We start from the raw sequence: 11,889 nt of genomic DNA on the forward strand, positions 1-11,889 counted from the left end.
TCCCAAGACCGCATTGCAGGAATGGGTGCTGGGGCGCGGGCTGCCGCTGCCACAGTACCGTGTGGTGTCCGCTGACGGGCCATCGCACGCGCCGCGTTTCGTCATTGCGGTGGACGCACAGGGAAAAACCGGGCAGGGGATCGCGGGCAGCAAGCGCGCGGCTGAAAGCGATGCCGCATCGGACCTGCTGCGCCAGCTGGGCGCGGGCGGACAGGCCGCTTCATCCACCGACCGCAAGGGGCAGGGAAAATGACCGGGCACGATCAGGACAACACGACACGCTGTGGCTTCGTGGCCATTGTGGGCGCGCCCAATGCGGGCAAGTCCACGCTGCTGAACCGCATGGCGGGCACCAAGCTTTCCATTGTCAGCCCCAAGGCGCAGACGACGCGGTTCCGGGTGCTGGGCATCCTCATGCGCAACCATACCCAGATCCTGCTGGTGGACACGCCGGGTATCTTCCAGCCGCGGCGCAAGCTGGACCGCGCCATGGTTGCGGCCGCGTGGACGGGATCGGAAGATTCCGACATCACGCTGCTGATCGTGGATGCGCGCGCGGGCATGACCGATGCGCTGCGGGCGATTGCGACCCGTCTGGCGGAACACAGGCGCAGGCTGTGGCTGGTGCTGAACAAGACCGACCTGGTCCGGCGTGACGCGCTGCTGCCGCTGACGGCGGAACTGTCGGCCATCCTGCCGGTCGAGCATGTGTTCATGGTCAGCGCGCGTTCGGGCGAGGGGGTAGACGACCTGCTGGACCGTCTGGCGGCCGACCTGCCGGTGGGGCCGTACCTGTATCCCGAAGATGACCTGACCGACCTGCCTGACCGTCTGCTGGCGGCTGAACTGGTGCGCGAGCAGATTTTCCTGCAGACGCATGAGGAAGTGCCCTATGCCGCAACGGCCGAGACCGAAGGCTTTGCCGAACGGCCTGATGGATCGGTGCGCATTGATGTCACGATCTATGTCGCGCGTGGATCGCACAAGGCCATCCTGATTGGCGAACGCGGCAGCCGGATTCGCGCGATCGGCGAAAAGGCGCGTCATGAACTGACGCGGCTGCTGGGGCGCAAATGCCATCTTTTCCTGAATGTGAAGGAACGCGCGGGATGGGATGAGGAGCGCGCCCGCCTGCGCGCGATCGGCCTGGATGATGCGTCCTGAATCCTCAAAAGAGGGATCATCGGCTTGTGGGGGGGGGCATCCCTCTATATGACAGGGCATGGCCGGGCGGCCTGCCCGTCCCTAGCCCCGTCTGCCTGACCTGCGCCGAGGACCAATGACCCAGTCCGACATATCCCCCGCACCATCGTACAAGCGCGTCCTGCTGAAAGTATCAGGGGAAGCCCTGATGGGCAGCGGATCATACGGGGTCGATCCCGCCACGGTTGACGCCATCGCGGCCGATGTGGCGGCAGTGGCCCGGACGGGGGTTGAAGTCTGCCTGGTCATCGGCGGCGGCAACATTTTCCGTGGCGTTGCGGCAGCGGCGCGTGGCATGGACCGTGCGCAGGGCGATTACGCCGGCATGCTGGCGACCGTCATCAACGCGCTGCTCATGCAGAACTCGCTCGAACGCCATGGCGTGCCGACGCGGGTCATGACCGCCATCCACATGTCTTCCATCGCGGAACCCTATATCCGCCGCCGCGCCGTGCGGCATATGGAAAAGGGTCGCGTCGTGATCTTCGCGGCGGGCACCGGCAACCCGTTCTTCACCACCGATACGGGGGCCGCGCTGCGTGCGGCGGAAATGGAATGCAACGCCCTGTTCAAGGGCACGCAGGTTGATGGCGTCTATTCCGCCGACCCGCGCAAGGTGCCCGATGCCAAGCGTTACGATACGCTGACCTACCGTGACGTGCTGGCCAATGACCTGAATGTCATGGACGCGGCGGCGATCAGCCTTGCGCGCGAAAACCGGCTGCCTATCGTGGTATTCAATATTCATGGGATGGATCCCTTCACCCGTGTCATGCGCGGCGAGGGACGTTTCACCACCATCGTGGCGGCTGACTGAAACGGGGATATCCCTGTTGCCCGTTCGCGGGTGTCGCCATGCCCGGTGGATAAGGAATCAAAAAGGAGGGCCACAGTGTCTGTCGATCAGAAAACCTTGCTGGCGGATCTGACCCGCCGTATGGACGGCGCCATTGAAAGCCTGCGCCGTGACTTCGCGGGTCTGCGTTCGGGTCGCGCCAATCCGGCGCTGCTGGAGCCCGTGCGGGTGGAAGCCTATGGCGGCGAGGTGCCGCTGACGCAGGTTGGTTCCATCGCCGTGCCGGAAGCACGCATGCTGACGGTACAGGTCTGGGACCGTAGCCTGGTGGGTGCGGTTGAACGCGGCATCCGCGATGCCGGTCTTGGCCTGAACCCGGCGGCCGATGGCCAGACCGTGCGTGTGCCCATTCCCCAGCTGACGGAAGAACGCCGTAACGAACTGGCCCGTGCGGCTGGCAAGTATGCGGAAAATGGCAAGATCGCCGTGCGCGGCGTGCGCCGCGATGGCATGGACCAGACCAAGAAACTGGAAAAAGCCAGCGAGATCAGCGAAGACGATGTCAAGACATGGTCTGACGCGATCCAGAAGCTGACCGATCAGTACGTCAAGCGCATTGATGACCTGCTGGTTGAAAAAGAACGTGAGATCAAGCAGGTCTGATTGATGCGTGAATGCCGTAACCCCTGCGCGCCATCGTGTGTGTGACTGAGGAGGGCGATCAGGTCTTGTCCGGGTCAGATCATCCAGCCACAGCCCATACGTGCCTGCCAGAACATGTTGCCATCATCATGGATGGCAATGGTCGGTGGGCCAGTACGCGTGGCCTTCCACTACTGGCGGGGCACCGTGCGGGGGCGGAGGCCGTGCAGCGCACCGTCCGCGCCGCCACGGCACGGGGGGTGCGATGGCTGACGCTGTATGCCTTCTCATCCGAAAACTGGCGGCGCGCACCGGGGGAGGTCGCGGACCTGACCAGCCTGCTGCGCTATTATCTGCGCCACAAGGTGGCCGAACTGTCGCGCGAGGGGGTGCGGCTGCGCATTATCGGCGATCTTGCACGTTTCCCCCGCGATATTCAGGAAGAAGCCCGTCGCGCCGAGGAAGTGACGCGTGGCAACACCCGGCTGGTGCTGGTGCTGGCGCTGTCCTATGGCGGCCGGGCGGATATCGTGCAGGCAGCGACGCGCATGGCGCAGGCCGTGGCGCGGGGTGACCTGCGGGCCGATCAGATTGACGAAGCCGTTTTCGCCGGCGCCCTGCTGACGGCCGGCATGCCCGATCCCGACCTGGTGGTGCGGACAAGCGGGGAATGCCGCCTGTCCAATTTCCTATTATGGCAGTCGGCTTATGCCGAACTGGTTTTCCTTGATATTCCCTGGCCGGATTTTGACGCGACGCATTTTGATGCCGTGCTGGACATCTATTCACGGCGTGAAAGGCGATTCGGTGCAAGACCAGCCTGAACACGCGGGTCGGACAGCCCCCGCTGCCGCGACAAAGAAATCAGGGAACTGGAAAGATCTGCGCGCGCGCGTCCTGTCGGCCGCCGTGCTGGTGCCGTGCGTTGCGCTGTGCGTGTGGTATGGCGGCCTGCTTTATGGTGCGCTGATCGTGGGGGCCATGGCGGGCATGGCGATGGAATGGGCGCGCATGTTCGGATTCGGGCTGGAAACGCGGCGTGGTCAGTTATGCATGGCGTGGGCGGCGTGCGTCGGGATTGCGGCGCTGGCGGGCCACTGGGGCGGGGCGCTGCTGGTCATGGTGGCGGCGATCGTGCTGGGTCCGGCCCTGTGTGCGGGTCAGGTGGCCATTGGCTGCGCCGGGCTGTCGCTGCTGTGGCTGCGTTACATGAGTGAGCCGGGGGCGGGAGTTGTCCTGTTCCTCGTCGCATGCGTGGCGCTGAGTGACACCGGGGCCTACATGGCCGGGCGGCTGTTTGGTGGCCCGAAGCTTGCGCCGCGTATTTCACCAGCCAAGACATGGTCCGGTTCCATCGGTGGCCTGGGTTGCGCCGTAATGGGGGGCATGCTGATCGCAGGCCTGCTGCCTGGCGCGCTGCCGGGTGCCTTGTGGCGCGGGGCGGTGTTCGGCGCCCTTGTCGCCGTTGCGGCGCAGGCCGGGGATCTTGCGGAAAGCGCGCTCAAGCGCGCCCGTGGGGTAAAAGATTCGGGTACGATCCTGCCCGGGCACGGTGGGCTGCTGGACCGTTTTGATGGCCTGCTGGTTGCGGCCCCGATGGCGGCCCTGCTGTCACTGGGGGCGGCGGGCGGTGCCGCTTTCTGGTATGTGGGTCTGCGCTGAGCCGATGGCCGGAGCCATGAACAGTTTTGGGGAATGACGTTACAATGAAGACAGTTTCCGTTCTGGGCAGCACGGGCAGCATTGGCTGTTCCACGGTGGACCTGCTGCTGCAGGCCCCTGACCAGTTCCGTACCGGCGCGCTGGTGGGCGGGCGTAATGTCACGAAGCTGGCGGAACAGGCCCGTGCGCTGGGTGCGCAGCGCGCGGTGATCGCCGATGAAAGCCTGCTGCCGGAACTGGAACGCCTGCTGGCTGGCAGCGGAATCGAGACCGCAGGCGGTCGTGCGGCCGTGATCGCGGCGGCAAGCCTGCCGGTGGACTGGACCATGGCCGCCATTACCGGCGCCACGGGGCTGGAACCCACGCTGGCCGCCGTGCGCAATGGCCGGTCCGTGGCGCTGGCGAACAAGGAAGCGCTGGTCTGCGCCGGTGATGTCATGCTCCGCGCCGTGGCGGATGCGGGCGCGACCCTGCTGCCGGTCGATTCCGAACATAACGCCGTATTCCAGTCCATGGCCGACAAGCAGGCCGATGAGGTCGAGCAGATCATCCTTACCGCCTCGGGCGGGCCATTCCGCAGGGCAAGCCTTGAGGAAATGGAAAAGGCCCCGCTGGAGGCGGCGCTGAAGCACCCGACATGGACCATGGGGGCGAAGATCACCATCGATTCCGCCACCATGTTCAACAAGGGGCTGGAACTGATCGAGGCCGCGCGCCTGTTCAACGTGACCGAGGACAAGCTGGGTGTTGTCGTGCATCCGCAATCCGTGGTGCATGGCATGGTGCAGTACACCGATGGTTCCATCGTGGCGCAGCTTGGTTCGGCCGACATGCGCATTCCCATTGCCCATACGCTGGCGTGGCCCGCGCGCATGCCGACCAATTCGCCCCGGCTGGATCTGGCCGCACTGGCGCGCCTGGATTTCGAGGCCCCGGATGAGGTCCGCTTCCCCGCCCTGCGTCTGGCGCGCGAATCCCTGCGTGCGGGCGGGGCGATGCCCGCCATCCTGTCGGGGGCGAATGAAATCGCGGTCGAGGCGTTCCTGAAGCGCGAAATCGGTTTTCTTGATATTGCACGGATCGTCGAGGATGTGATGCAATCCATCGGGCCGCAGCGTGCGGATACGCTGGAAGAAGTGCTGCACTGGGATAATGAATCCCGTCGTGTTGCCCGCCAGCGTACGGTTGCCCGCGCGGCCTGACATGATTCTGGATGGTCTTTCTGGCCATCGGGAGATAGCGTAGCATTCATGCATGATCTGATCCGGACCGTTCTGGCTTTCTCCCTTGTGCTGGGGGTGCTGGTTTTCATTCACGAACTTGGTCACTACCTTGCCGCGCGCTGGCGTGGCGTACATGTCGAGGTTTTTTCGATCGGTTTTGGCCGTCCGCTCCTGCGCTGGCATGACAGCGTGGGCACGGAATGGCGCCTGTGCCCGGTGCCGCTGGGCGGATATGTCCGCCCGCACGGATTCGAAGGACCGGAGGACGCGACCGAGGAACAGAAGGCCGCGTGGCAGCCCGGACGCACGTTCCATGACAAGCCGGTCCTGTCACGGGCCATCGTGATCATGGCTGGGCCAGTATTTAACTTCCTGCTGGCCATCGTGCTGTTTACCGGCCTGTTCGCCATGTCGGGACAGCCGCATATCCTCAATCAGGTGGCGCAGGTCATGCCCGATGGTGCTGCCGCCAGCGCCGGGGTGGAAAAGGGCGACGTGATCGTGCGCGTGGGTGACCATAAGGTGCGCGACGTAGCCGACCTGCAGTCCTTTGTCAGCGGGCAGGCGGATGCCCAGACCACGCTTACGGTCCGCCGCAATGGCGCGGAACAGACATTGCCGGTCCATATCGGTGCGGTAGGGGACAAGGCCAGCCGCCATGGCCAGATCGGCGTGTCCTTCGCCGCCGAGGTCGGTAAGCCGCAATCCCTGCCACGGGCCTTTGTTTCCGCCATCAGGGAAACATGGAACGTGTCGGTCCAGACGCTGGACGGGCTGTGGCAGATGATTACGGGACAGCACAGCACCAAGGACCTTGGCGGCCCGCTGCGCATTGCCCAGATGTCGGGGCAGGTGGCGCAGTATGGCGTGGCCAGCCTGGTGTCGTTCATGGCGCTGCTGTCAATCAACCTCGGGCTGATCAACCTGTTTCCCGTGCCGATTCTTGATGGGGGACGGCTGGTGTTTTATGTATTTGAGGCTATTCTGGGGCGGCCGGTGTCTCGCCGGGTGCAGGAAATCAGCTTTCAGGCTGGCTTTGCGCTGATTGCCGGATTATTTCTGTTTTCAACCTTTAACGATCTGTCACATTTCGGCCTGTTCCAGTGGCTCGCGTCACGCGCGGGACAGGGCTAAGGTGCAGCAGGTGACACAAGTGCTTGCACAGTGTGGCGTATATCGGATAGGTCCGCCACGAAGACTGATACATGACAGGAAGGGAGCCGGCCCTCCATCCGGTCTTAATGCATGGCTGATCCGCATGCCGAGTGGTGAGGAATAGCGATTTTGTCGAGTAAACGTTCAGCGCTGCTTGCGTCTGTCTGCGTTATGCCGCTGTTCTGGACGGCCGGTGCATATGCACAGGAAGAAGCAGCACAGAACACGCCATTCGGCGGGGATATGGCGCCAGTGGATGGCGTGCAGCAGGCACCCGAGGCGGAGGCGATCAAGGCCCCGCCGCTTGAAGACCCGATCGAAGCGGTGGACATCAAGGGCAACAGCCGCATCGAGACCAGCACCATCCTGTCATACATGGTTGTCCAGCCGGGCGACCGCTTCAATCAGGACCTGCTCGACCGTTCGCTCAAGACCCTGTATGCCACCGGGCTGTTTCATGACGTAACGCTCAAGCGCGTGGGCAACGTGCTTGAAGTGCATGTGGTCGAGAACCCGATCGTCAACCGTATCGTGTTCGAAGGCAATCACGCCGCCAAGGACGAGGACCTGACGAAGGTCATCTCGCTGCGTCCGCGCGCGGTCTATTCGCCACAGGGCATTTCCGCCGACCGTACGAAAATCCTGGGCGTCTATGCGGAAAAGGCGCGGTACGCGGCCACCGTCACGCCGCAGATCATCCGCCTTGCGCATAACCGTGTTGACGTGATCTTCCACATCAACGAAGCGCAGAAGACGCTGATCAAGAAGGTTACGTTCGTGGGGAACCACGCGTTCAGCAGCGCGGCCCTGGCTGGTGTCGTATCGTCCAAGGAGACGGCATGGTACCGTTTCTTTGCTTCCAGCGACCAGTATAATCCCGAACGGATCAAGTACGATGCTGAATTGCTGCATCGTTTTTACCTGAAAAACGGCTTTGTTGATTTCCAGATCAAGAACGCCACGGGTGAACTGTCTGCCGACCGCAAGAGCTTCTACATCACCTATACGATGGAAGAAGGTCCGCGTTACCGCCTGAACAAGATGGATGTGCGTTCCTCCCTGCGTCATGTCAGTGCTGAGTCGATGCGCAAGTACATTTCCCTGTTCCATGGGCAGTGGTATGATGGCAGCGCCATCCAGCATAACGCGACGGATATGCAGGAAATGCTGCAGGGCAAGGGTTATCCCTTCGCCATGGTCCACCCTGAAATTGCCCGCAACCCGGAAAAGCGCACCGTCAACCTGCTGTTTGACATAAGCGAAGGTCCGCGGATGTATGTCGAGCGTATCGACATCAACGGCAACACCATTACCGAGGACAAGGTCATCCGGCGGCAGCTGCCCATGGCCGAAGGCGACCCGTACACCCCGCTGGACCGCAAGTATTCCAAGCTGATCCTGGAAGATCTTGGCTTCTTCAAGACGGTCTCGATCGACCAGACGCCGGGGTCCGCGCCGGACAAGGTCAATATTTCGGCCGATGTGGTGGAAAAGCCGACGGGCGAATTCTCGCTTGGTGGCGGTTACTCGACCGATGCCGGCGTGCTGGGCAACCTGGGGCTGAAGCAGCATAACCTGCTGGGCACCGGCATTGACGCGGGCTTTACGGGTACGGCCGCGTATTATGAAGACCAGGCCGACATCTCGCTGACGGACCCGTATTTCCTCAACCGCAACCTTGTGGCGGGCATCGATCTGTTCGGTATCCAGAACCGCTACATGACGTACCAGAGCTATTCCGAAGCGCGTATCGGCATGACGCTGCGCATGGGGTATTCGTACAACAACCACCTGTCGCAGTCGTGGAGCTATACGCTGACCGATCGTGACATTGGTGATACGTGGTCTGATTCGTCATATTACGTGCAGGACCAGAATGGCTGGTCGCTTCTGTCACAGCTCAGTACCACACTGACATACGATACACGTGACCGCAGGCAGCAGCCGCATAAAGGTTTCGTCATACGTGTGGGTGGTGACTTTGCCGGTATTGGCGGTAACGAACGCTACCTGCGTGGCAAGGTGGATGCGGCCTACTACATCCCGCTTGACAGCATCATGGGTAACCATGACTGGACGGTCAGCTTCCGTGCCGGTGCGGGTGACATCATGAACTGGGGCGGCGGTCGCAGCGACATCATCGATAACTTCTATCTTGGTGGTAACTCGCTGCGTGGCTTCATGGATGGTGGTGTCGGTCCGCGAAGCTACGCCATCCCCGCGCGTGACGGCAATCCGATGCATTCGCAGCAGGACTTCCTGGGTGGCCGGTTCATGTACACGGCCTCCGCACAGGTGGATTTCCCCATTCCGTTCGCATCCGCCATGGGGATCAAGGGACGGTACTTCGTGGATATGGGCGGACTGGACGGACTGCGTGTCCGCCGGCGCTATACTTCCATGAAGGACTGGCCAAAATATACCCCGGTGTATGATGATACGCTTACGCCTGTGGTCTCGACTGGCGTTGGTATCGCGTGGAAGAGTCCGTTCGGGCTTGTGAATATTGATCTGGGCGTTCCCCTGCACAAGGGAACGAACGACAGGACCCAGTTGCTCCGCTTCGGCTTCGGCCAACAATTCTGAGGTGATAATGTTGCGTAAATCCGGCATTCGTCTGCTTGCCGCAACCGCTCTGCTCGGGTGGGGATATCAGGCCGTATCGGGCGCGCATGCGCAGGGTTCGGGCGGGAACTCCGGCTGGTTCGTGCCCAAGGCTTCACAGCCTGCACCCCATCCGGCTCAGCATGAGGCACCGGCTCCCGTGCAACTGCCCGCCCCGCAGTCCGACAGCGAGGAAGCACAGTCACAGACACCGCCCATCCTGCCGCAGCCGCCCGTGCCCAAGGCACCGGACGTGCCCAAGAGCGCACCGCCTCCGGCCCCGGTCATTGGTGTCATCAGCGTGCCTGATGTCATGCGCATGTCGTCTGCGGCCCAGCAGGCCGAACGTGTGCTGGGGGCGCGCCGTGATGATCTGGCCCGCGATGCCCAGAAGGAGCAGGCAGGCTGGCGTGACGAGCAGCAGAAGCTGCAGGGTCAGGCCAAGACCATGTCATCCGACCAGATCCAGAGCAGCGAGCGCAAGCTGCAGGAACGCGTGCTGGCGGCGCAGAAGAACTTCCGCAACCGCAATCGCGTCATTCAGGAAGCGGCCCAGGTCGCACTGGGGCAGATCGAACGCGAACTGGTCCAGATCATTCGGCAGGTTGCCGCCAGCCGTGGCATGAACCTTGTGCTGCATCGTGAACAGGTGGCCCTGAGCCAGGAAAGCCTGGATATCACCCAGCAGGTGGCGACACAGCTGAATGGCGTGCTGCCAACCGTATTCATTCCCGCGGCCGATGTGGATCCCGAGGTTCTGGCCAAGTCCGGCACCATGCCGACCACGGCGGATGCCGACCGCCAGGCCGCCCCTGCCGCCGCGCCGGCCAAGCATTAAGGCCGGTTTCATGACAGTGACGCCGGATAACGTGCCGGGCGATCCGCGGTTTTTCGTAACGCAGGGACCGTTCGGGCTGGAACAGCTTGCGCAATGCAGCGGGGCTGAACTGCGCAAGGCCACGGACGGGATGGAAACTGGCACCGTGTTCAGCGGTATCGCGCCGCTGCAGTCCGCCACGCGGGCACAGGTCAGCTTTCTGGACAACCGGCGCTACCTTCCCCTGCTGGAAGGGACGGGTGCTGGCGCAGTGATCGTGGCCCCTGCCTTTGCGGACAAGGTGCCGCCGCATGCCGCCGTTCTGGTGTCAAAGGCGCCGTACCAGGCATGGGCCCGCATCGCGTCCCTGTTCTATCCGCCGCCGCCGGTCCAACCGGGTATCCACCCTTCCGCCGTGATCGGTACGGGGTGCGAAATCGACCCGACGGCTGCGATCGGTGCCTTTACGGTGGTGGGTGACGGCGTACGGATTGGCGCGGGTTCGGCTATCGGCACCCATGTCAGCATCGGGGGCGGGGTGGAAATCGGGGCGCGCTGCCGTATTGGCGCGCATGTCGCCATTTCACACGCCCTGCTGGGTGAACGTGTCACGCTGCTGCCGGGGGCACGGATCGGTCAGGACGGGTTTGGTTTTGCCGTGACACCCGAAGGCTTTGAAAGCGTGCCACAGCTTGGTCGTGTCATCCTGGAAGACGGGGTGGAGATCGGGGCCAATTCCACCGTGGATCGCGGGTCCATCCGTGATACGGTGATCGGGGCTGGCTCACGCCTCGACAATCTGGTGCAGATTGGCCATAATGCACGGCTGGGACGCTGCTGTATTGTCGTTTCCCAGGCTGGCATTTCGGGTTCGACCGAACTTGGTGATTTCGTGACGGTTGCGGCGCAGGCCGGGCTGATCGGACATATCAAGATCGGTGCCAAGGCCCGGATCGGCGCGCAGTGTGGTGTCATGTCCGATGTGGAAGCCGGAGCCGATGTGATCGGTAGTCCGGCCATGCCTTTTCGGGAATTTTTCCGGAACGTGGCCTTTCTTCGTCGGATGGCCAAAAAAACGACGCAGGATGGAAACAGGGAAAAGGCCGACAAGGCCTGATTATCTGCTGCCATTGCATATTCAACCGGCAGGAAGCCACTGTTCCGTCTGGCGCGGGAGGCTTTCAGGCCGAACAAGTGGTTGGACGACGTGGATAAAGAAGTAGAGGCACTCCCAGCGGACGGCACGCCCGCGACGCTGGAATCAATTGATATCATGCGGATCATGGAAGCGATTCCCCATCGCTATCCGTTCCTGCTGATTGATCGCATGGTTGATATCGTGCTGGGACAGTCGGCGGTTGGCATCAAGAATGTCACGGTCAACGAACCGCATTTTCAGGGGCATTTTCCCGCGCGCCCCGTCATGCCCGGTGTCCTGATCATCGAGGCCATGGCCCAGACTGCCGCGACGCTGGTGGTCCTGACGCTTGGCCCGGCATTCGAAGGCAAGCTGGTTTACTTCATGACAATCGATGGCGCGAAATTCCGTCGTCCCGTCGGCCCGGGCGACCAACTGCGCATCCATGTCGAAAAAGAACGTAGCCGCGCGAATGTCTGGAAATTCAAGGGTGTGGCGCGGGTTGATGGCGTATCTGTTGCCGAAGCAACATTCAGCGCCATGATCATGGGGTAATACCGCGGGAAACGGGTCGTGGCGCGGGCCATCCCAATGGGCGGCCCGGTGTCCGCTTCCGGGTCTTTGGGCCATAGTTACTTGCGGGGATGGA

General features: G+C 62.6%; 12 protein-coding genes. All 12 read left to right on the plus strand.

Features of this window, described 5'->3' with window-relative positions; translation table 11 throughout:
- Nucleotides 1-253: putative dsRNA-binding protein (locus F1542_RS14505; RefSeq protein ID WP_227672762.1), on the plus strand; the 253-nt coding region annotated here is incomplete at its 5' end.
- Nucleotides 250-1,164, plus strand: coding sequence for a GTPase Era (gene era, locus F1542_RS14510; RefSeq protein ID WP_193733659.1), 915 nt, complete (start codon nt 250-252; stop codon nt 1,162-1,164). The genes F1542_RS14505 and era, both read left to right, overlap by 4 nt.
- 115 nt (nt 1,165-1,279) lie before the next feature.
- Entirely contained in the window at nt 1,280-2,020 is a 741-nt protein-coding gene (pyrH, locus tag F1542_RS14515; RefSeq protein WP_193733660.1) for a UMP kinase, read from the plus strand.
- A 75-nt stretch (nt 2,021-2,095) separates the two neighbouring features.
- Nucleotides 2,096-2,662 carry a ribosome recycling factor gene (gene frr, locus F1542_RS14520; RefSeq protein WP_193733661.1) on the plus strand — a complete coding sequence of 189 codons (567 nt, stop codon included), beginning with the start codon at nt 2,096-2,098 and terminating at the stop codon, nt 2,660-2,662.
- Nucleotides 2,663-2,727: 65 nt separating this feature from the next.
- The gene (gene uppS / locus F1542_RS14525) at nt 2,728-3,465 is read left to right on the plus strand and encodes a polyprenyl diphosphate synthase (RefSeq protein WP_193733662.1); all 738 of its coding nucleotides are present in this window, start codon (nt 2,728-2,730) and stop codon (nt 3,463-3,465) included.
- Nucleotides 3,449-4,303: a phosphatidate cytidylyltransferase gene (locus tag F1542_RS14530; protein WP_193733685.1), complete on the plus strand. Its 855-nt coding sequence runs from the start codon at nt 3,449-3,451 to the stop codon at nt 4,301-4,303. The genes uppS and F1542_RS14530 overlap by 17 nt, the downstream gene beginning before the upstream one ends.
- Before the next feature lie 44 nt (nt 4,304-4,347).
- Nucleotides 4,348-5,505: a 1-deoxy-D-xylulose-5-phosphate reductoisomerase gene (dxr, locus tag F1542_RS14535; RefSeq protein WP_193733663.1), complete on the plus strand. Its 1,158-nt coding sequence runs from the start codon at nt 4,348-4,350 to the stop codon at nt 5,503-5,505.
- Nucleotides 5,506-5,553: 48 nt separating this feature from the next.
- Entirely contained in the window at nt 5,554-6,660 is a 1,107-nt protein-coding gene (gene rseP / locus F1542_RS14540) for an RIP metalloprotease RseP (RefSeq protein ID WP_193733664.1), read from the plus strand.
- 192 nt (nt 6,661-6,852) lie between these two features.
- A complete protein-coding gene (gene bamA / locus F1542_RS14545) occupies nt 6,853-9,267 on the plus strand; it encodes an outer membrane protein assembly factor BamA (RefSeq protein ID WP_193733686.1) in 2,415 nt (804 codons plus the stop codon).
- Between the two features lie 7 nt (nt 9,268-9,274).
- Nucleotides 9,275-10,123: an OmpH family outer membrane protein gene (locus tag F1542_RS14550; RefSeq protein WP_193733665.1), complete on the plus strand. Its 849-nt coding sequence runs from the start codon at nt 9,275-9,277 to the stop codon at nt 10,121-10,123.
- Nucleotides 10,077-11,219: a UDP-3-O-(3-hydroxymyristoyl)glucosamine N-acyltransferase gene (gene lpxD, locus F1542_RS14555; protein WP_193733666.1), complete on the plus strand. Its 1,143-nt coding sequence runs from the start codon at nt 10,077-10,079 to the stop codon at nt 11,217-11,219. The genes F1542_RS14550 and lpxD overlap by 47 nt, the downstream gene beginning before the upstream one ends.
- 90 nt (nt 11,220-11,309) lie before the next feature.
- Nucleotides 11,310-11,795 carry a 3-hydroxyacyl-ACP dehydratase FabZ gene (gene fabZ, locus F1542_RS14560; protein WP_053323169.1) on the plus strand — a complete coding sequence of 162 codons (486 nt, stop codon included), beginning with the start codon at nt 11,310-11,312 and terminating at the stop codon, nt 11,793-11,795.
- Nucleotides 11,796-11,889: the final 94 nt, after the last annotated feature.

Origin of the sequence: Komagataeibacter sp. FXV3 (genome assembly GCF_015155755.1) — a bacterium.
Classification (GTDB): domain Bacteria; phylum Pseudomonadota; class Alphaproteobacteria; order Acetobacterales; family Acetobacteraceae; genus Komagataeibacter.

Bases quoted from the DNA above. Each gene is read 5' to 3' on its own strand.
- era (WP_193733659.1), top strand. From the start codon at position 250: ATGACCGGGCACGATCAGGACAACACGACACGCTGTGGCTTCGTGGCC.
- pyrH (WP_193733660.1), top strand. From the start codon at position 1,280: ATGACCCAGTCCGACATATCCCCCGCACCATCGTACAAGCGCGTCCTG.
- dxr (WP_193733663.1), top strand. From the start codon at position 4,348: ATGAAGACAGTTTCCGTTCTGGGCAGCACGGGCAGCATTGGCTGTTCC.
- rseP (WP_193733664.1), top strand. From the start codon at position 5,554: ATGCATGATCTGATCCGGACCGTTCTGGCTTTCTCCCTTGTGCTGGGG.
- bamA (WP_193733686.1), top strand. From the start codon at position 6,853: ATGCCGCTGTTCTGGACGGCCGGTGCATATGCACAGGAAGAAGCAGCA.
- F1542_RS14550 (WP_193733665.1), top strand. From the start codon at position 9,275: ATGTTGCGTAAATCCGGCATTCGTCTGCTTGCCGCAACCGCTCTGCTC.
- lpxD (WP_193733666.1), top strand. From the start codon at position 10,077: ATGCCGACCGCCAGGCCGCCCCTGCCGCCGCGCCGGCCAAGCATTAAG.